Source organism: Desulfobacter latus (assembly GCF_013389365.1).
Taxonomy (GTDB): Bacteria; Desulfobacterota; Desulfobacteria; order Desulfobacterales; family Desulfobacteraceae; genus Desulfobacter; species Desulfobacter latus.
Map to the genome: position 1 here is coordinate 68691 of NZ_JACADJ010000004.1, position 21023 is coordinate 89713.

The 21023-nt window shown below is 52.6% G+C and carries 17 protein-coding genes; 7 read left to right on the forward strand and 10 right to left on the reverse strand.

Translation table 11 applies throughout. From position 1 onward, the window contains the following. Positions 1-62: 62 nt before the first annotated feature. The 4 genes from HXW94_RS01980 to HXW94_RS01995 are packed head-to-tail and all read right to left on the reverse strand — an operon-like array spanning position 63 to position 2792. Positions 63-365 carry an MTH1187 family thiamine-binding protein gene (locus HXW94_RS01980; RefSeq protein WP_178365221.1) on the reverse strand — a complete coding sequence of 101 codons (303 nt, stop codon included), beginning with the start codon at positions 363-365 and terminating at the stop codon, positions 63-65. A 12-nt stretch (positions 366-377) separates the two neighbouring features. Then, positions 378-1829: an RtcB family protein gene (locus tag HXW94_RS01985; protein WP_178365222.1), complete on the reverse strand. Its 1452-nt coding sequence runs from the start codon at positions 1827-1829 to the stop codon at positions 378-380. 30 nt (positions 1830-1859) lie between these two features. Further along, complete coding sequence (locus HXW94_RS01990; protein ID WP_178365223.1) at positions 1860-2309, reverse strand: archease; 450 nt, start codon at positions 2307-2309, stop codon at positions 1860-1862. Between the two features lie 33 nt (positions 2310-2342). Next, on the reverse strand, positions 2343-2792 hold the full coding sequence (locus HXW94_RS01995; RefSeq protein WP_178365224.1) for a CBS domain-containing protein: 450 nt from the start codon (positions 2790-2792) through the stop codon (positions 2343-2345). Positions 2793-3171: 379 nt separating this feature from the next. On the opposite strand from HXW94_RS01995, the gene rlmN reads away from it, so the two are divergent. The 3 genes from rlmN to HXW94_RS02010 all read left to right on the forward strand — a co-directional run bounded on the left by rlmN (position 3172) and on the right by HXW94_RS02010 (position 6419). After that, entirely contained in the window at positions 3172-4203 is a 1032-nt protein-coding gene (gene rlmN, locus HXW94_RS02000; RefSeq protein ID WP_178365225.1) for a dual-specificity RNA methyltransferase RlmN, read from the forward strand. A 24-nt stretch (positions 4204-4227) separates the two neighbouring features. Further along, positions 4228-5457, forward strand: a complete 1230-nt coding sequence (locus HXW94_RS02005; protein WP_178365226.1) for a hypothetical protein — start codon at positions 4228-4230, stop codon at positions 5455-5457. Positions 5458-5600: 143 nt separating this feature from the next. Then, positions 5601-6419 (forward strand): SIR2 family NAD-dependent protein deacylase, encoded by an 819-nt coding sequence (locus HXW94_RS02010; protein WP_178365227.1) that lies wholly within the window; start codon positions 5601-5603, stop codon positions 6417-6419. Between the two features lie 225 nt (positions 6420-6644). Here the strand turns inward: HXW94_RS02010 and HXW94_RS02015 are convergent, their stop codons facing one another. Together HXW94_RS02015 and HXW94_RS02020 are read right to left on the reverse strand one after the other, a co-directional pair. After that, positions 6645-7091: an NUDIX hydrolase gene (locus tag HXW94_RS02015; protein ID WP_178365228.1), complete on the reverse strand. Its 447-nt coding sequence runs from the start codon at positions 7089-7091 to the stop codon at positions 6645-6647. A gap of 43 nt (positions 7092-7134) precedes the next feature. After that, positions 7135-8073, reverse strand: coding sequence for an alpha/beta fold hydrolase (locus tag HXW94_RS02020; RefSeq protein ID WP_178365229.1), 939 nt, complete (start codon positions 8071-8073; stop codon positions 7135-7137). Between the two features lie 208 nt (positions 8074-8281). Between HXW94_RS02020 and HXW94_RS02025 the strand changes: the two genes are divergently transcribed. Then, a complete protein-coding gene (locus tag HXW94_RS02025; protein WP_178365230.1) occupies positions 8282-8635 on the forward strand; it encodes a hypothetical protein in 354 nt (117 codons plus the stop codon). Positions 8636-8695: 60 nt separating this feature from the next. Next, positions 8696-9058: a rhodanese-like domain-containing protein gene (locus HXW94_RS02030; protein WP_178365231.1), complete on the forward strand. Its 363-nt coding sequence runs from the start codon at positions 8696-8698 to the stop codon at positions 9056-9058. 225 nt (positions 9059-9283) lie between these two features. Here the strand turns inward: HXW94_RS02030 and yjjJ are convergent, their stop codons facing one another. Further along, on the reverse strand, positions 9284-10609 hold the full coding sequence (gene yjjJ, locus HXW94_RS02035) for a type II toxin-antitoxin system HipA family toxin YjjJ (RefSeq protein ID WP_178365232.1): 1326 nt from the start codon (positions 10607-10609) through the stop codon (positions 9284-9286). Positions 10610-11059: 450 nt separating this feature from the next. Between yjjJ and HXW94_RS19170 the strand changes: the two genes are divergently transcribed. After that, on the forward strand, positions 11060-11545 hold the full coding sequence (locus tag HXW94_RS19170) for a type I restriction-modification system subunit M N-terminal domain-containing protein (RefSeq protein ID WP_218576528.1): 486 nt from the start codon (positions 11060-11062) through the stop codon (positions 11543-11545). Beyond that, positions 11448-13364 (forward strand): HsdM family class I SAM-dependent methyltransferase, encoded by a 1917-nt coding sequence (locus HXW94_RS02040; protein ID WP_218576529.1) that lies wholly within the window; start codon positions 11448-11450, stop codon positions 13362-13364. Before HXW94_RS19170 ends, HXW94_RS02040 begins: the two co-directional genes overlap by 98 nt. Positions 13365-13654: 290 nt before the next feature. On the opposite strand, the gene HXW94_RS02045 is transcribed toward HXW94_RS02040, so the two are convergent. From HXW94_RS02045 to HXW94_RS02055, 3 genes are read right to left on the reverse strand one after another with little or no spacing between them, the layout of a single operon-like run. Continuing rightward, entirely contained in the window at positions 13655-15913 is a 2259-nt protein-coding gene (locus HXW94_RS02045) for a response regulator (protein ID WP_178365233.1), read from the reverse strand. Next, on the reverse strand, positions 15910-17745 hold the full coding sequence (locus tag HXW94_RS02050; RefSeq protein ID WP_246293694.1) for a PAS domain-containing sensor histidine kinase: 1836 nt from the start codon (positions 17743-17745) through the stop codon (positions 15910-15912). The genes HXW94_RS02045 and HXW94_RS02050 overlap by 4 nt, the downstream gene beginning before the upstream one ends. Further along, positions 17742-20858, reverse strand: a complete 3117-nt coding sequence (locus tag HXW94_RS02055; protein WP_218576530.1) for a chemotaxis protein CheB — start codon at positions 20856-20858, stop codon at positions 17742-17744. The genes HXW94_RS02050 and HXW94_RS02055 overlap by 4 nt, the downstream gene beginning before the upstream one ends. Positions 20859-21023 lie beyond the last annotated feature (165 nt).

Genomic DNA, 21023 nt, shown 5'->3' on the forward strand with positions numbered 1-21023 from the left:
TTACCACCCTGAAATCCAAGATTTATGATTGAGTCTGATCGTTTACATAATTTTATCAGCGGTTATTGCGGTTCTATTTTTTTTTGAACAGACACCACCTTGCGCTTTATTCGTCCCGGAGCGCCTTTTCTGTAGTCGGCACTGATATTTAAATAGATACGGTCGCAGTCTTTTTTCAAGTCTTCAAAGCAGCGGTTGACAACCGCCATGACGTCATCCCATTCCCCTTCCATACTTGTACTCATGGGGCCGAAATCATACTCAAGTCCGCTTTCTTTGATAATCTTGATTGCCCTGGCTACGTATGAACATACGCTTTCACCCTTGTCTATGGGAAAAATAGACAAACTGATGATGACACTCATGATATTTTCCTCCTATCCTTTGATGACGGCCAGCGGAATCAAGCGGGCCACTTTTTTGGCAATGCCTGAACCGTGAACCACCTGGATCACCCGGTCCACGTCTTTATAGGCCATGGGGGCTTCTTCGGCCAGGCCCGACATGCTGCCGGCCCGTACGCGGATGCCTTTTTTCTCTAATTCTTCCCGCAGCCTGGTGCCCCGTATGTTTTTTTTTGCTTTGCTGCGGCTCATTACCCTGCCGGCACCGTGGCAGATGGACCCGAAGGTTTGGGTCATTGATTCTTTTGTGCCTACCAGCACCCAACTGGCGGTTCCCATGGTGCCGGGCACCAGCACGGGCTGGCCGATGTTACGGTAAATTCCGGGCAGCACCGGGGAGCCGGGGCCAAAGGCGCGTGTTGCGCCCTTGCGGTGAACGCATACCTTGATCCGGCGGCCGTCCACCTCATGTTCTTCAACTTTGGCCATGTTGTGGGCAATGTCGTAAATTTGGTAAACATGGTGATTTTTTATCTTACCGGCCAGCACCTGTTCAAAGCTGCGACGGATATGCCAGGTCAGGACCTGGCGGTTGACAAACGCATAGTTGGCGGCCCCTTTCATGGCGGCCAGGTAATCTTGTCCTTCGGGACTGCTGAGCGGTGCGCAAACCAGTTCCCGGTCCGGCAAAATAAGGCCGTATTGATGTACCGCTTTTTGAAGGCGTTTGACATAATCACTGCAAATCTGATGTCCAAGCCCCCGTGAGCCGCAATGGATCTGGACGGTTATCCGGCTGGGGAAAAGGCCCATCTGCCGGGCGGCCGGTTCGTCGTAGATCCGGTCTACCGCATCGACCTCAATAAAATGATTGCCTGACCCCAGGGTGCCGACTTGATCTTTACCTCGTGTTTTGGCCCTGTCACTGATCTTGCCGGCGTCAGCACCCGCCAGGCAGCCATTCTCTTCAGTGCGTTCCAGGTCGGACGCGGTGGCATACCCACGCGTCAATGCCCAGTTTGCTCCTTTTTCCACCAGAACATCCAGTTCTCCCGGCCGAAGTTTTATATGGCCTGCTTTGCCGACACCACCGGGACAGTTGGTGTATAGCGCCGAGGCCAGATCATCCAGGTAAGGGGTTATTTCCTCTTTTTCTATTTGAGTTGCCAGCAACCGCACGCCGCAGTTGATATCGTAACCGACACCGCCGGGGGAGATAATCCCGTCCGGCAATTGGGTGGCCACCACCCCTCCGATGGGAAACCCATAGCCCTGGTGAATATCGGGCATGGCCAGTGCGTATTTGACAATTCCCGGAAGGGTCGCTGTATTGACCAATTGTTCCAGACTTCTATCGCCCTGTATGGCCTTCAGGAGCTCCGGGTCGGCGTAAAAGCGGGCCGGAACGCGCATGTCGGCACGAAATGTCTTGGGAATTTCGTACAGGTATTTGTCGATTTGCTTAAAATCATGGTCGCTGATCATCTTATTTTAAACCTTCCTTGTACTCAATGATCATACATCAAATACCACCGTGGCCTCCAGGCCTTTTTCCGTTTGGATAACTTCCAGGTTATGATAGGTGACGGCTTTTATATGATTTTTAAACCGGGATACATGACCACCGTGTATAACGGCCTGCAAATGGTTCGGTGTCACGTTGTAAAGTTCAAACCGGTGAAATAAGAGCATCTCCGTTTCAGCCCAATAGGCCAGTTCACTCAACCAGTCTACCAGTAAGCTCTCGGCATCCATGGCCGCCAATTCAACATGCCGCGTGGTATCATCAGGGATGGCGGACGGCTCAAAGGCCATCAGGCCGGTCATGCCGATCGCAGCGTTTGTAAGCAGTGTTAAAAAATTTTTCCCGAAAATGCGAAGTGCGCAATCAGCTGTGTGTTCGATCTCTTCAAAGCCGATATCATGAAAGGTCTCCTGGGATTCCGGTAAAGATTCGGTCGGCATGATATCCCCTTTTTGATGAAAATTATCTGAGTATCACAGGCGTTTTTCAGTTTCCCGCTGCTGTCCCCCCATGACCAGTCTTGCAAGGTCCGTCAATTGTTCGGAGAGGGAATCTATCAGGTCATCCACCGCGAGTATGCCTTCCAGAACGCCGCGATCGTTCACAACCGGTATACGACGGACGCCTTTGTGCCGCATTCGCTTGATGGTCTCCATAACGTTGTCTTCTTCCCTGGCGGTTATTAATTCAAAACTCATGGCATCGCCAACCGTGACGGCGTTTATGTCGACATCAAGGGCGATCAATTCAAGCACGATGTCTCTGTCGGTCAGAATGCCCACCGGAAAACGGTCTCCGTTTTTCTCTTCGACAACGACGACATTACCAACGTGGTATTTTCGCATGAGTCCGGCTGCGTCACGGATGGACCCGTCCCTGTCGATAATAATCACTTCGCGATTACACACTTCCCCAACATTCATGGCTTTCTCCTTGTATGTGGTTACCGGTATTACGTCACGACCGGACCGGCAGCAATTTAATAGTATAGGAATTTCCATTTCCCAGTACCCAGTACCCAGCACCCAGCACCTAAAAACCCGCCCGAAGGGCGCTAAGTAAATTATAACAGCAAAAACATTGTGAAGAGGGGCATTTCAAATTTTTGCTATAGATTAGATCAATATCGAATTTTCGGCAATGTGGAATTTAGCCCCCCGGACTATTATTAAATATCAGAATTATGCCCGGGTGCCAACCGTTTGATTATTTTTCAACGATTTTAGCCTGGCCCTGATCCCGTTTTCCCGCACGGTACTCTCAGTCATAGGCAAATTCCCGGGCCTGTGATATATATTCGTCATGGAACGTATAATTGATATCTTTGGCCTGACTCTGGATCAGTTGACCCGGACCTTGCGAAATGACTACGGCAAAGGACTGTTTCATGCCGAAGCGCTCTACCGGGAAATGTTTAAAAACGGCGGAAAAAATATTGGCAATGCCCCGGAATTCAAGAGCTCTTTAAAATTCTGGACTGAACTTGAAAAAGCGCTTGTGCCGGTATCCGGAAAGGTGGAAGAGACATTCAAGGCAGGTGAACTGGTCAAGTTCATCACCCGGCTTCGCGATGGTCTGAAAATTGAATCCGTGATCATTCCCATGACCCGGCACAACACCCTTTGCGTCTCAAGCCAGGTGGGGTGCAAAATGGGGTGCAGGTTCTGCCAGACCGCCCGCATGGGATTCAAGCGCAGTCTGTCAACCTCTGAAATTGTGGGTCAAGTATTTAATGCCCGGCATACCCTTGGCCATGATATAAAAAACATTGTATTTATGGGCATGGGGGAACCGTTTGACAATTTTGATGCGGTAATGACCGCGGTCAACGTACTCAACAGCCAGAAAGGGTGCGATATTGCCCTGCGCCACATGACCATCTCCACCTGCGGTGTGGTGCCGGGGATTGAGCGCCTGGCACAGATGAATCTGCCCAATATCCGCCTGGCGATTTCCATAAACGGACCGGACGATGATACCCGCTCAGCCCTGATGCCGGTAAACCGGCACTGGCCGCTGGCGGCGCTGAAAAAAAGTCTTGACGCATATCCCCTGCCCCCAAGGGGCGTATTTCTTTTTGAATATATTTTGATCAAAGGGGTAAACGACGCAATGGACCATGCCCGGGCACTGGCCCGGTTCATCCATCCGTTGCCGGTGCGTCTGAATCTGATTCCCTACAATCCCGTAACCGGCTTTGACCATCAAAGTCCCAGTGATGAACAGATGCATGACTTTGCCCAGACGCTCACCGACAAAGGAATCTTTGTGATCAAGCGATGGAGCAAGGGCAGGTCCGTCAGTGCCGGATGCGGCCAGCTGGGAAAAATTTGATATAGGTTAAATTTGGGGATTATTATGAAACCGTTCAGTATTCATTACAGCATAGGCCCTGTTTATACGGCGGCCATCATCTGCTGTTTCTTTCTTTTCACCGGCCAGGCCGCGGCCCGGGAGGCGTTTTTTCAGATTCAAATCCCGCCCGATTGGCACAACAGAACCGACCATCCGGACAATGATCTGAAACAGCAGGTCATGGCGCCCGGCAACGAAGCCTTTATTGAAGTCTATGTCGTCCGAAGCGGCACAATCGGGGTCCAGGCCATTGCCGACAGCATGGAGCAGACCATGCGCAGCCGGGGAAAGGCGTTTGTTCAGAACCGAATATCATCAACGTCTCTCCATGTGGACGGGAATCCTGGCATCATTCGGGAGTATTCCGGGCATTATAACGGTATGTTGCTGAACGCCGCTGCCTTGTATACCTATGACAGGGGCCGGGCCTTTGCGGTTTTCGGGGTGTACGCCGAAAACAAGGCCGCCCGGTACCGGGAGACCATATATACCAGCATCACCAGCCTTCGTTTTTCAGGGGCATATGCACCAAAACCGCCGCCCCACCACGCCGGAAACGACATCTCCGGTGCTGCTGCCGGCGGCGGGCATGAATCCGGCTCAGGGGTGTGTTGCAGCTACTACGGTTTGTGGAAATTTTCCCCCCGGGACACCCGGATACACCTGATGCCCAACCATTTCTACGGAAAAAAGCAACGCCGGTTTCATTGGGCGTGCCGGGGGGACCAGGTCACCATTCACTGGCCCGACGGGGCTGTCGAAACCTGGCAGCGGCAAGATGCAAACCGGCTGACCCGGACCAATGAGTGGGGCGGAATTGACAAGGCCATCCGGCTCAAGGACTTTTTTGTCATGGATGGCCAAACTTACACAGCCTGCTCGGGTTATGGTATGGATCTTCCGGGCCAGGCACCGGATATTCCCAAGATCAACCGGGCCAAAAAAATCTCCGGCAGCATGGGTTGTCAGTGGGGGCTTGCCCATGGATCACTGAAGCCCGGGCAACCCTGTAAATGGGAACTTGCGGCAACCCAAGGGGTGGTCTTAAAATTCGAGGACCCATACAAAAAAGGAAAGCAGCGCTATTTTGTCCGGGTCTTTTTTGCCGACGGGGAGCCGGCGGCACAAACCCGGGTAGGTCTGTCAGCCACACTGGCACTGGGTCCGGGCACTTACACCATTGAAGTGACAACGGATATGCACTATGCCCGGTGGCGATGCGAGTGGAAATAAGTTGCAACCCGCATGCAGGATACGCTATCTTTACTGCGAACAATAGCAACAAAGGCAGATGTTTGTGCAAACGATGGATAGACTTTTTATAAAACCGTCATTGCATCACGCTTATCAGTAAACACAATCAAGGAGGCAGGAAAATGGACACAGCCGGACTGCTTGAGCCGTTTAAAGACAACAGCAAACGGATCACCGTGTTAACCGGGGCCGGGATCTCAGCCGAGAGCGGAATCCCGACATTCCGGGGGCCTGAAGGATATTGGACTGTGGGGTCAAGAGAGTACCGGCCCGAACAGATGGCCACCCACAGCATGTTTACCCAAAACCCCTGGGAATCCTGGGCCTGGTACCTTTACCGGCATACCGTGTGTAAGAATGCTGAACCCAATTCAGGGCACCGGGCCATTGTCCAAATGGAAGAAATTTTCAAAGACAGATTCCGTCTGGTCACCCAGAATGTGGACGGTCTTCATTTGCGGGCCGGCAACAGCCTTGAACAGACCTTTCAAATCCACGGGAATATCAATTATATCCGGTGTTCCGGAGAATGCACGCCCAAGCTGTTTGATTTCCCAAAGGAGATCGCAGACAAGGAAAAAGACCAGCCGGTCACCGAGGAAGAAAAAAAGCTGCTGACCTGTCCCAGGTGCGGCAGCATTGCCCGGCCCCATGTCCTCTGGTTTGACGAATGCTACAACGAAACCTGGTACAAGGCCGAGTCCGCCATGGCCTGGGCTATGTCCACCGACCTTCTCCTGGTGGTGGGCACCGCCGGGGCCACGAACTTGCCCATGCAGATCGGCGGGATGGTGGCCCGAAATCCTGAAGCCGTCATTGTGGACATCAACCCCAGCGACAATCCCTTCAGGCAGTTTGCCGCCCGGCACGACCGGGGGATTGCCCTTGACGGGCCCGGCGGTGAATTTTTACCTGAATTGCTGTCCCTCTGGGAAACATAAAACTGTTTGGGAAACCGGAAAGCCGCACACCGCTCCTCCGGTTTCCCGTTTTCATCTTTTTAGGGGCTCGGAAAAAATAAATGCTACAAATTTTGCGCCGAATTTTTATTCGTATTCAAGGCGCGGCTTAGGGAGCATATTGGAATATGTGCCCTTAAGTCGCAACGAAGAATACGGATAAAAAGGCAAGCAAAATGTGGGATTTATTTTTTTCCGAGTCTCTTTTTATCCGAAGGTTAAGGTTTGGTCGAGAAGCTTACGGGTGGAAGGGCTGACGTTAAGACGACCAAGCGCTTCTCTGGAAAACCATCCCACATCCAGGGCATCATCGCCGGGCGTGGGGGCGCCACGGATATAGCTTGCCGCAAGATCCACAATATAATAATGAAACCTGACCCGCCCCTTGTCATCCCTGTGAATGGATTCAAATGAACATATGGGTTCCCCGGCCTTGATAACAATTCCCGTTTCCTCGAAAATCTCCCTTTCAGCCGCCTCTTGAAGGGTTTCGCCCAACTCCACACTGCCGCCCGGGATTGCCCAGACGCCCCTGGCCGGGGGATTGCCCCGTTTGACCAGCAACACCCTGTTGTCTTTAAATACAACCGCGCCCACGGCAAGGGCGGGGCGGACAGGATATTCTTTGGGGCCGCTGTCAGGTGTGAGTTTCATATTTTTTCATCCTTGGCAAGTATAGGTTGCGAGCCATAATACATTAAAATTGGGCGTCACAGATAAAGTTCAGCATGTGCCCGGCTAATTTCTGTGGCCCTTCCAGATGGGGAACGTGACCATATTCCTCAAAAATATGAACCCGAGCACGGGGAAATAACTCTTCTACAAACGGTGCGGTCTTCCAGGGTAAAAGCGTATCATGGCGCCCCCAAAACAACATAACGGGCATGGTAATCTCTTTGCAAACATGATTTAAAGAGGCTTGTTCCAAAGATACTTTGCCGGATTTTATTGACTCCATGTCCAGCAGTTCATCAAATATTTTGGCAAGCCCTTCCCGGTCCCCTATGGCCTTTAAAATCATATATTCCTTGACACAAGTTGGAAGCGTCGGGCTTTTCCTGAAAATCCTGGATTGTAACGTTTCAAAATCACCGGGAGAACTTATATAAAAAATATTGGACCCGGCCAGGGCCTCATCATAAATGGACTGCTTACCGGGCAGATAGAAACCGGCCGGTCCCACCAAAGACAAGGAATTAACTTTTGAAGGGAATCGGGCCGCAAACTTTGCGGCAATGGCGCCCCCCATGGAACAGCCGGCAAGGTGAAAAGAATCCAGGCCGATTTGTTCAATAAACCGGCCCAGCCAATTAACATAATTGTCCAAATTATAAACAAGGTCCGGGTCCATACCGGACTTTCCAAATCCCGGCAAATCCGGTATGACAAGATTTAGCTCCTTTTTTAAAAATCTTGAAATCAAATAAAAGCTTTCTTTTCTTTCACCGAAGCCATGAATCAGGACCAGGGTCTCTTTTCGCTCCGCTCCGATTTTGGCCCATTCCATAAACGGCGGTCCCTGGTGGGTATGGAGGTTCGCTCCCAACTGCATGCCGTTTTTTTTAAAAAAGGTCTCCACCATCGTTTCCCCGGCCTTGGCCTTGGCTCTAAACGCTATGGATGGTTTAAATGTCATGGATTTTTCCTTAATCTAAATTTCACCAGCAAAAATAATTATATATAGATAAATCTTGATTTTGAAATAATCTTGGTCTATGTTTTGCCCCAAGGCTTATTCAGATTTTCTATAATGGTACCACGATCTATAATGGTACCACGAATTGATCGCACCATAAATTTAAATTGGCGCTCTATAAAAAAAGAAAACAGGGAGAATGTATCTTATGCACAAAAAGCTTTTCATTCTAATTGTCTCCTTACATTTGGTTGTCGGGCTTGCAGGGCTTGGCTTCGCAGCCAAAGTGCCGGCACCGGCAAAAGGAGGAGACGGTTTTACTGCTGTTACATTGGATCAGGCCAAACAACTTTTTGACGAAGGCGTTACTGTTGTTGCGTGTCATAGCCACACCACCGATTTTATGAAAGGACACCCGGAAGGTACGATTCACATAACCTGCTTGGTCCCCAAAGATCATAAAAGAATCGATATGCCTTTAAACCAAGTAGACTTTGACATTGCGCAATTGCCGGCGGATAAACGCACGCCGATTATGACATATTGCGCATCAAGCTCTTGATGGAAATCCTATCACGCCGCCAGGTTGGCGGTTAAAAACGGTTATGAAAATGTCTATTGGATGAGAGATGGAATCAACGGCTGGAAATCAGCAGGATACCCGGTTGTAGGGGATGTCAAGCTTCTTAATAACCTCGTTGATTTGAATAAAAATGATTTTAAAGCACTTTGCATCTATGAAAAAGATGCCAGAAAATTAAAAAACTGCACTTTTGTTGATTTCAGGGATAAAGCTGTCTATGACCGAGCTCATATCAAAGGGGCCAACCATGTTGACTATGCTGACATGTTCTCCAAACCCATGATGGAGGAATTGAACAAAAGCAACAGTTTAATCATCATTCATGATAATCAAGCTGTCGCAGGCGTTATTGCAGCAACACTCAAACTGATGGACTACCCGGATGTTTATATCCTCAGATAATTTTTAATTTTTAGCGCTTTAATTTGGGGTGCGATCATTTTTTTAAACAAAACGTTAAACGGTTATCTCCGTGATAAGGCCTATGATCAAAATAAAATCGCCCATCTACTTGTCTTTTAAGCCGCCCTTGGCGTGCCTTGATGGCGACTTAAAATCCGGCGCATCTGTGGCAGATTTAATTCTGACCATGGGCCTAACATTCCTCACCTTGGAAACAACAGGACTTTAATCTGCCGGAAGAGACGCCACCGGATTGCGTCTGCTCAAAAACGTCCTGAACTCATCTGAGATGTGTTCATCTTCTAATACGTTTTCCCAGAAGTCATATGCCAATTGCCGTAGACGGGTGATCTCGTCTTTATTGAGTTCCGGATCAGGAATTTTTGAGGCATCAAAAAAGAATGGCCCGACCTCGCCGGCACTTTGTGGCGCAAAGCCCATGGAACACATATCATAACAGGGTAACAGTCTGAACATTTCCCCGTCTATGCATAAGCTGAGGTTACCCAGATGCATGTCGGTATTGTGAATCAGTTGCCCGAAATACAATAGCTGCCCGGCAACATGGGCATCCTGACGGCTTACCAGCCCCTGCGCTTTCAATGCCTCCATCACACGGACCCAGTTATGACCAAGGCCGGTAAATTCGTTATCAATGGCCTGTAATGAAATCATTGAGCATCTGCCGGATACCCCCGGACGGTCAAATCTATGTGTTTCGAGGAACAGGCGTCCTTCTGCTTCGAGGAATCCGGTCCGGGCAGCAGGGCATATATTCTCATTGATGATTTGCGCTGCATGATATTCAGTTATCAAAATATCACGCCATCTCTTGGCAATCTCAGTATCACCCCTGGGGGAAAATTTAACAATAACATGGGACTCGTACCGGCTGCTGAACGCGGTAAACTTCGGCTGTTCTCCCCCGGCGGATGACCCCGGAACTTCACCTTTCAGGACATCTTCCGCCATCCTGGGATATAATTTCTCTGTTACCCCATAGGGGCGGCGGGCCAAACGCAGGATGGACTGTTCTCCAAGGATAAAATTCCCGGGCAGATCATCGCCGTTGGATATCAGGTATTTTCCGATATGGGTATTTGTCCACTGCCTTGGATCAGAGGGGAACGCTTCGAGCCGTGTTGCCATGTTACGTGAGATTTGTCTGCCTAAAAAGCCCTGGGGCCTTAAATCGTAAAGAAAATATGGCAGGCCGTCGTACAATCCATTCCCACGCTCACCCAGCAGCAGCGGAGAAATAGTTGTTACGGGCTGCAGAAAATACCCACCGTGGCTTAATGGGCGAAGGTATGCCATCACACTGATGTTACCGAGGTGATCCACCAGGCCTAATGGTATTTTATTATTCACACCCAATGCATTGCAGGTTGCTGCATACCTGATTGATCTTCCATCTTGAATCTGTACAATATTGTCGCCCAGTTCCCTGAGTCTGCGTGCAACAGAACTCTGACTCAGGGCGGTTGCCGCCTGGATCTCTCTGGATGTTGAAGGGCCCCGTTTCAGATAGGCGTTGATTGACGGCTTCATCGGCGAACTCACACTCGTTTTTTGGCTTATATAATGACTAACAAAATGCAGCGCCAATTTATGATATATACATTTTAAAATCAATATATTATTTTATCTGTTAGAGTTTATTTAAGTTATAATATGACTTATATATAGAGCAGAGATTAAAACCTGTTTTGGGCTTGGTCATAATATCGGCCACAACGTAGGTTGGGTTGAACGAAGTGAAACCCAACACCGATAAGTTGTTGGGTTTCGTTCCTCAACCCAACCTACCGAAAATCCATATGGCCTAAAATATGACCAAGGCTGCTGTAGGGGCAGGCCACTGTGCCTGCCCTAACGAGGGCAACCACAGTTTGACACCAATCATGCGAAACATTACTATGTGAGGCTCAACAATAGGAACCGTGCAAGGCTGCGGCTCGCAGCTTCAACATAAGCAGGTACAACAGGACAAAGGAAATAATGTCACAATCAACCAACAACCTCGCAGCATATATATGGTCCCTGGCCGACCTGCTTCGTGGAGATTTCAAGCAAAGTCAGTATGGACGGGTGATTCTGCCCTTTACCCTGCTCAGGCGGCTGGAAGGTGTATTGCAGGACAGCAAGCCTGCCGTGCTGGCCGCTTATGAGAATGTAAAGAAGATGAACCTGCCGGAAGCGGCCCAGGAAAAGCTGCTGCTGCGGGCCACCGGAGATCTCTCTTTTTTCAATATGTCAAAGATGGATCTGGGCAAGCTGGGTGAAGCCGGTATCAAAGACAACCTGGAATCGTATATCAATGGGTTCTCCCGGAGTGCCCGGGAGATCTTTGAATATTTCAAGTTCACTGAGTTCATCGGCCGGCTCAATGACAACAATCTGCTGTATAAAATCGTGCAGAAGGTCCGGGCAACCGATCTATCCCCCCCAGGCCATCTCCAACTACGAGATGGGGCTGGTCTTTGAGGAGCTGATCCGGCGTTTTGCCGAGAGTTCCAACGAGACGGCCGGTGAGCATTTTATCCCCCGCGACATCGTTCGGCTGACGACCGCTCTGGTGTTTATGGAGGACGACGAGGCGTTGCAAAAGCCGGGGATCATCAGAACGATCTATGATCCTACGGCCGGGACAGGCGGCTTTCTCTCCTCGGGCATGGAATACGTGACCGAGATGAATCCCCAGGCGGTTATGCGGGCATATGGCCAGGAATTGAATCCGGAGAGCTATGCCATCTGTAAAGCGGATATGTTGATCAAGGGGCAGGAGATCAACAATATCAAGTTCGGCAACACCCTGTCGGGAGACCAGCTCTATGCTGACAAGTTCGATTATATGCTCTCCAATCCGCCCTTTGGTGTGGACTGGAAAAAGATCGAGAAGGAGATCAGGGATGAGCATCATCTGAAGGGCTTTGATGGCCGGTTCGGTCCCGGGCTGCCCCGGGTGTCGGATGGTTCCCTGCTTTTTTTGATGCACCTGATCAGCAAGATGCGCGATGCATCCGACGGCGGTGGGCGTATCGGTATCATCCTCAACGGCTCACCGCTTTTCACCGGCGGTGCCGGATCCGGTGAGTCCGAGATACGCCGGTATATCCTGGAAGCGGATCTGCTGGAGGCCATCGTCGCCCTGCCCACAGACATGTTCTATAATACCGGGATTGCCACCTATGTCTGGGTGCTTTCCAATAAGAAAGCAGCCCACCGCAAAGGCAAGGTTCAGCTGATCAATGGGGTCAATCTTTTTGCCAAGATGCGCAAGTCTCTGGGGTCAAAACGCAAGGAGATGGGGGCGGCGGATATTGCACTTATCACCCGCACCTATGGTGCCTTTGAGGTCGTCGATAACCTGGAACTGGATAAACCGGCCGAGGTGAAGCGCAACCGGGGCCGACAATCCGAAAACGGCAACGGTAATGGGGGGCTCAGGACGTTCAGCAGCAAGATTTTCAAGAGCCATGAATTCGGATACCGGCGGATCACCATTGAGCGGCCGCTGCGGATGTCGTACCAGTTCAGCGATGAGCGGATCGAGGAACTGCGCTTTGCTCCCAAACCCTTGGGTGCCCCGATGAAGTGGCTCTATGATGAATACGGTCAAGGCTGGACCGACGAGGAGTACGGTGATTTGAAAGCCTGGGGAAAGGATATCCGCATCCATATCAAGAAAGAGTTAAGCGCCCTGAAGGAAAAGCAGATCAAGGATCTTTTGAATAGAAAAACCTGGCTGCAGCAGAAGGCGATACTTGAAAAAGCCAGGCGCCTGCAGCAGAAAATCGGCACAGAGTACCATGACGATATGAACGGCTATGATGCTGCCGTGAAAGCTGCCGGAGTCAAGCTCGATGCCAGGGAAAAGAAGCAGATCACGGCAGCAGTGAGCTGGAAAAATTCCGATGCCGAGAAGATGATCAAGAAGGTGCATAAAAAAGGGTCTGCCAACCCGATATACGGTATCTTCAATGTGGACGGCAAGCTGGTCGAGTACCAGACCGACGGAGACCTCCGGGATCATGAGAATGTGCCGCTGGCCCCATCACGACCTGTCAATGAGGTGAATGAGGAATATTTTGCCAGGGAAGTGCTGCCCCATGTGCCGGAGGCGTGGATTGATGGCGGCAAGAAGGATGGCCAGGACGGCGAGATCGGCATTGTTGGGTATGAGATTCCCTTTAACCGCCATTTTTATGTGTACCAGCCCCCCCGGGATCTGGCCGAGATTGATGCTGATCTGGCTGAGGTGAGTGCCGATATCATGCAGCTTTTGCAGGAGGTGCATTCGTGATGGATTTATATTTGGATCACATGTCTCCTATCACCCCTGGAGATGTTCTTCTTGAAGAATTTCTACGCCCAATTGAACATGAATTCTATGTCCTGTTTTTGGTCATAATTTGAGGATAGGATATAAAAAGTGTTGCAATAAATTCAAATAGTTAAGCATTGACCCCCAAATCCGTTATAATCAGGCCATTTTAACCTATTGAAATCATAGATTTGGATGAGATAGCTATTCGGTCTTTCACACTAATCCGCGATGAGCCCGTTTTTATAGCAAAACTGGACATTATCAATTTAACGGTTGAGCTCTTTCGCTTCGTCCAACACCTCGCGCACCTTGATTACCAGATCCTGCTTTGCGAACGGTTTCTGAATAAACTGTACGCCTTCGTCCAATACGCCATGATGGGCGATCACATTCGCTGTATAGCCGGACATGAACAATAGATTAAGATTCGGGTAAAGCAATCGCAAGTTTTTAGCCAGGTCCCGGCCGTTCATCTCGGGCATGACCACATCGGTCATGAGCAGGTCAATCTCGCCGGCGTGCTCACGGGCAAGTGCGATGGCTTCTTCCGGTGTGCCGGCCGCAAGGACCTTGTAACCGGTCCGCTCCAGCATCATCCGGGTCATTTTTAAGATGGAAGGTTCATCCTCCACCAGCAGAATGGTTTCATCTCCTTCCTGGTTGAATTTGTCCGAGTTTTTTTTCTCGGGACTTTCGGTTGCAGCCAGATACCGGGGCAGATAGATCCGGAAGATGCTCCCCTGCCCCGGCTCGCTGTAGATATTGATAAAACCCTCATTTTGCTTAACGATACCGTACACCGTGGCCAGACCAAGACCGGTGCCCTTGTCCACGTCCTTGGTGGTGAAAAACGGTTCGAACAGATTGGCCAGCGTCTCCTGTTCCATGCCACAGCCGTCGTCACTGACCGCCAGCAGGACAAAGTCACCAGCAACAAAACCAGGGTGCTCCGCACAATAGGTGGAATCAAACGTCGCTTTTCCCGTTTCTATGGTGATCATTCCTATGTCCGCGATTGCATCACGAGCGTTGATACAAAGATTGGCCAGGATTTGATCGATTTGTGACGGGTCCATCCGGACCGGCCAAACTGTCGTTTCAGGCCGCCAGGCAAGATCGATATCCTCGCCGATCAGTCGCCGAAGCATCTTGAGCATGCTTTTGATCGTCCGGTTTAGATCAAGCACCTTGGGTGCAATGGTCTGTTTACGGGCAAAGGCCAGCAGCTGCCGGGTGATATCGGCAGATCGGTTGGCGGCAGAGAAAATTTCACTAAGGTTGTTGTGGAGCGGATCATCCGGGGCTAAGTCTTCCATAGCAATTTCCGTATTACCGAGGATCACGCTGAGCATGTTGTTAAAGTCGTGAGCCACTCCTCCGGCAAGACGTCCCACGGACTCCATTTTCTGGGCTTGGCGCATTTGCTCTTCCAGTTTCTCGTGCGCTGTTTTTTGGCGGGCCTCTTCCTGGATGGCAAACAGAATCGGCGCCGTTTGCGCTGCCACGCTTTCCAGAAGGTCCCGGTCGTCTTTGTCGTATCCCTCCGCCTTGTTGGCTACGACAAACTGGCCGATCAGGTTATCGTGGTGCACGATGGGAGTCGCCAAGGCGTTCTCCAGGGCCACGTGTCCTTCGGGAATCCGGAGGTTTTCGTTGGCGATCAACGTCTGCTTCTTCATCAGGGACCTGCCCCACAGCCCTCCCCAGACGGAACGGGGAAAAACGACGCTCTTTTCAGCTATCTGGCATTGATCCCAAACGTCGCGCGTCATGGAGGGACAGACCAAGTCGCCGGCCTCATCGATGTACCCGAGATAGCCGAAGCGGCTGTCCAGATCCTTCAAAAGGACATCGAGAACATCAGCAAAGACCTCGTTCCGAGAGGAGATCAGAAAAACATTGGCGATTCGACTGGATAGCTTGATGGATCGCTGTTGTCGGGCAACCGCCTCTTCGGCCCGCTTGCGCTCGGTGATGTCGCTCAGCACTACACGACACACCGGCGCGCCGTCTTCCGCTTGCGCAGCGATTACCGTCAGATGCGCCCAGAAGTGTGTCCCATCCGGTTTGACCAGCCGTAGCTCGCATTCCTGGGGTTCGCCCGTCTGAAAGAGCTGCTTCCGATGCAGGTAGTAGATGTCCTGATCCTCTTTGAGGATGAAGCGGGAAATCGGCTGCTTGATCAGCGCGCTGCGGTTCGTTCCCAGCAATGTGGCGGCGGTGAGGTTGGCCTCGGCGATCAGTCCCTTTTCGGACAGGGTGCAGTAGCCCACCGGGGCCAGGTCGTATAAATCGAAATAACGCGCCCGCCCGGCTTCGATCTCCGCCTGGGCCGCGCGCAACTCCTCGTTCTGCATCTCCAGTTCGATCTGGTGCACCCGCAGTTCATGGAGTGTATCCTGAATGTCGTCGGGGGAGAGACCCGCGCTGTCTTTAGGTGTCCGGGCGACCCGTTGCCGGGCAAGCGTTTCGGCTTTTTGCCGTAAATCCGCAGCGTCTTTTGGGCGGTTGTCGGGGTTTGTCATGGATTATCTCCTCTGTTTTTTGACGGCAACGTCCCGTTTGCGGCTGCCTCGTTTTTCGGCAGCAGGTCGGCGTTGACCGTGGAAAGCTCATCGTTGGTGGATTTCAAGGGCAGGCGGATAACAAACTTTGTCCCCTTTCCAGGCTGGGATTCCACAGCAATCTTGCCCCCATAATTTTCAGTAATGATAAAATAGGACACGCTGAGTCCGAGACCCGTCCCCTCTCCCACAGGTTTGGTGGTATAAAATGGCTCAAAGACCCGTTTACAAATCGCTTCATCCATGCCCGGGCCGTTGTCTTCGATCTCCATACAGACCATTTTCCGCTCTTTGTCAAATTCCGTCCGTACAATAAAGATGGGCTTCCCGGTTCCGGCCGTCTGCATGGCCTCGGCGCCGTTTCTGAAGATGTTGAGCAGCACCTGCTGGATTTTTGCCCCCTCACAGGAAACAGGGGGAAGACCATCTTCAAACTCCCTTCGGATCTCAATCGACTTGAAATCATATTGTTTTATAATATCATAATCGGTGGCGGCCAGATCCAGGGTTTTATCGATCAGATCGGAAAGATCATGGAATGAGACCTGGGCCTCGCTCTTCCGGGCAAAACCGAGCATGTTGGACACAATCTCCGCCGCCCGTAATCCTGATTTCCTGATGGTCTTGAGCATGCGCGGTATGCCCCGGGCCTCCATGAAGTTCCGGATGGCAGCCATTGAAACGCCGGCTTCCCTGGCAGCTTTGAGGTTGGCCGGCATATTTTCATTGGTCAACCGGTCCGCCATCACATTGGCAGTCTGCATAATGCCGGCCAGGGGATTGTTGATCTCGTGGGCCATGCCTGCGGCAAATCCTCCGATCGAAAGCATCTTTTCTGCTTGCACCATCATCTCTTCCAACCGCACCTGCTCGGTTACATCGTCAATGCGGATAACTGCCCCCTCCACCCTCTCGCCGGTCAACGGATAGATGGTCACATCCTCGTAGCGTGGCCCCCTTTCAGAGACACAAGTTCTCTTCCGATGGTGTATGATTTCCCGGGACCGGATGCTTTCGGTTATTTTTTTCATTTCCGGCGCCAGCCGGGGGAATATGTGGGAGAGGAGATAGCCCTGGGCATGGGCACCAACCACCCCCGTATTTTTTTCCGCTGTCTTGTTCCACAGGGTTATCTTTGCTTCGGCATCCACCCCAACCAGCACAGACGGCATGGAATCAATGATGTTGGACAGGTAATTACGCAGATGGCGAAGTTCCTCTTCGGCCCGCCTGCGCTCGGTGATGTCGCTCAGCACTACACGGCACACCGTCGCGCCGTCTTCCGCTTGCGCAGCGATTACCGTCAGATGCGCCCAGAAGTGTGTCCCATCCGGTTTGACCAGCCGTAGCTCGCATTCCTGGGGTCCGCCCACCTCAAAGAGCTGCTTCCGATGCAGGTAGTAGATGTCCTGGTCCTCTTTAAGGATGAAGCGGGAAATCGGCTGCTTGATCAGCGCGCTGCGGTTCGTTCCCAGCAATGTGGCGGCGGTGAGGTTGGCCTCGACGATCACTCCCTTTTCGGATAGGGTGCAGTAGCCCACCGGGGCCAGGTCGTATAAATCGAAATAACGCGCCCGCCCGGCTTCGATCTCCGCCTGGGCCGTGCGCAACTCCTCGTTCTGCATCTCCAGTTCGATCTGGTGCACCCGCAGTTCATGGAGTGTATCCTGAATGTCGTCGGGGGAGAGGGCCGCGCTGTCGTTAGGTGTCCGGGCGACCCGTTGCCGGGCAAGCGTTTCGGCTTTTTGCCGTAAATCCGCAGCGTCTTTTGGGCGGTTGTCGGGGTTTGTCATGAATTATCTCCACTATTTTTTGACGGCAACGTCCCGTTTGCGGCGGCATCCGTCCGTTCCCGGCCTCTTGTCTCGGTGACATCCTGCGAGGCGCCGGTGATGCCGACGATCACGCCGGCGGAATTTTGCAAGGGTTCAACTGTCAGGTCATACACAAGGGTCCTGCCCGCGATCGTGGTTTGCACGGCTTGCCGCACGCCTTTCCCGCTCTTCAGCACCTGTTGCTTGATGGCCGTCAGTGCGACTGCCTCGTTTTTCGGCAGCAAGTCGGCGTCCGTCTTGCCGATGAACTCTTCCGCTTGAAATCCAGGATCAGGGTTTTGAATCCAAATGTAACGAAGGTTCGTGTCCTGATTGAAAACAGAAATGGAAGCGGTGTTGAGGGCGAGCCGCAGCCGCTCTTCGTTCACCCGCAGGTCCTCATGAATGACACGCGCCTCCGTGACATCCACAAAGGTAAGCACCGCGCCTTCGATAACGTTATCCATGGTGCGATAGGGCAAAATGTGCATGGTGTACCACCGGCCCTCGGTGCTCCGGACGTCCAGTTCCTTGGGAATCAGGGTGTCGAGCACGGCCTGCGTGTCCTTCGTCAGGCGCTCGTACCCGAGCAGGTTGGAGACGAGGTGGCCCACCGGCCGGCCGATGTCGCTCTGGATCAGATTGATGATCTTGGTGGCGGCGGGGGTGAAGCGCAGGATGCGTAGCTGGAGGTCCACAAAAACGGTGGCGATGCCGGTGCCGGCCAGCAGGTTGTTCATGTCATTGTTGGCCCGCGACAGATCGGCTACCTTGGTCTGCAGCTCGGCGTTGACCGTGGACAGTTCCTCGTTCACCGATTGCAGCTCCTCCTTGGAGGTCTCCAGCTCCTCGTTGGTGGACTGCAGCTCCTCGTTGATCGACTGCATCTCTTCGTTGGCGGATTTCAACTCCTCATTGGATGTCTCCAGTTCTTCATTGGTGGTCTGAAGATACTCCTCCTTGGCTCGTAGCTCCTGCTTGAGCGCGACAACGCGGGCCTCGGCCTCCACCGCATCCTCCGCCTCTGACTTCCGACGTCCATCATCCGTCCTCTGACTTCCGTCCTCTGACTTCTGACTTTCGACCTGTGCCTGCTCCAGAACGACCAGGTACAAGGGCGGGTCGAGGGAAGCCGACGGGGCGGCGGTCACCAGGCGGACAATCAGATTGACGGTGGTGATATCACCGTTGGTTTTTACCCGCAGTCCCGGGCAGCGAACGGTCTCACCGGCTACTGCGGCTTTGTGCAGGGCCGAGGTCAGGTCGCGGTGCAGCCCTTCCCGGGCCATCTTAATGATGTTGTTGGGACCACTCTCACCGGGGGCAGGCTCCAGGTACATGCCGGTGCGGCCGTGGAGATAGAGAATATCGCCTTGGGCGTTGACCAAAGCCGCCGCCTGGACAAGCTGTTGCAGCAAGGCCTGTTCGGTCAACTCGCGCAGTGGCAGTTTCCTTGGAGAGGCCGTATTTTGGTCGGAACGCGGGGGCACTCTATCCGCTGTCGTCATGGACGGCAGGAACCGGCCCAGTCCCGCCCGCTGGGCGCCCAAGAGGTCTTCCTTGCGTTGGTACAACTTCAACTTGCGGTCCAGCACTGTAAAAAGGTCCTGATAGTCGCCCACGGTTTCGGATGTCCCCAGAAAGAGAAACCCGCTCGGGTTCAAGGCGTAGTGGAACAACGGAATGAGCTTTTTCTGCAGATCGCCGCCCAAGTAGATCAGCAGGTTGCGGCAACTGATCAAGTCCAACTTGGAGAAGGGCGGATCCTTGATCACGTTCTGCTCGGAGAAAACCAGCATGTCGCGAATGTTTTTTTTGATGCGAAAGACGCTGTCATCCGGCTCGGACGAGAAGAAGCGCGCCAACCGCTCCGGCGTAAAGTCGGCGGCGATGGAGGCCGGATAGATGCCGGCGCGGGCCGTGGCAATGGCGTGGCTGTCGATGTCCGTGGCAAACACCTGCACATTGAAGTGCTGTTTCATCGTCTCCTGGCGTTCGGCCAGGAGGATGGCCAGGGAATAGGCCTCCTCTCCGGTGGAGCACCCCGGGGACCAGATACGGATGGCGGCATTCGCAGGCTTGCCGGAGAAGAGTTTGGGGATGACCTGTTCCTCCAGCGCCTTGAAGGCTTCGGGATCGCGGAAGAAACTGGTCACGCCGATCAGCATGTCACGGAACAGGGCGTCCACTTCATCGGACGTCTGGTGGATGAATTTGACGTAACCCTCCATGGTTTCGATCTGGTGCACGGCCATGCGCCGCTCAATACGGCGCTGGATGGTGGAGGGTTTGTACTGAGAAAAGTCGTGCCCGGTCCGGGCGCGCAGCAGGAGTAAGACTTTCTTGAGTGCGTTCTCAGCCTTAGGCGCCAGCATGACGCGGCGAGGCGGCTTGCTGAAGGCATGAGTCACATAAGCGATGATCTGGGCGGGCATCTCGGCCGGGGGTAACTCGAAATCCACCAGCCCCGTGCCGATGGCGCTGCGCGGCATGCCGTCGTGTTCTGTGGACTCCGGGTTCTGGGCCATAACCATACCGCCCTCGCCCTTGATGGCCTTCACCCCCAGGGTGCCGTCGCTGCCGGTGCCCGAGAGTACTACGCCGATGGTCCGCTCGTGCTGGTCCTGGGCCAGGGACCGGAAGAAAAAGTCGATGGGCATACGCCGGCCGCGCGGGGCCACAGGATCAAGCAGTTGCAGCGTGCCGTTCAAAAACGCCATGTCGCGATTAGGAGGGATGATGTAGGCACAGTTGGGCTTCACCGCCATGCCGTCCTCGACCTCAAATACCTCCATACGAGTGTAGCGCCGAATGAGATCGGTCAGGATGCTCTTGTGGTCTGGGGCCAGGTGCTGAACAAGGACAAAGGCCATACCCGGATCAGCGTCCGTGGGCATGCCGGAGAAGAAAGCCTCGAAGGCCGCCAGGCCCCCGGCCGATGCCCCGATGCCCACAACGGGAAAATCACCGGCCTCCCGATCGGACTTCAACTGGGCGTCAATGGCGTTTCCGGACTGCTCCGGCGGCATGCCGGTTTTCGTTTCCCCTGGATGTTTGCCGGTCAGCTTTTGCCGGTCTTTTTTTTTTGTCATATTATCATCTTCCCTTATCTTGCGGCGGTGCAGTGGAGGCGTATCGAATGGATGGGCGATTCGACAACAGATTGCGTTTTAAACCAGTAGGCGATAGCGGCCATGTCCGCGAGAATATATCCGGCCCCACGATTGACTCCTTGAAAAGGACTATTGTTACTCAAG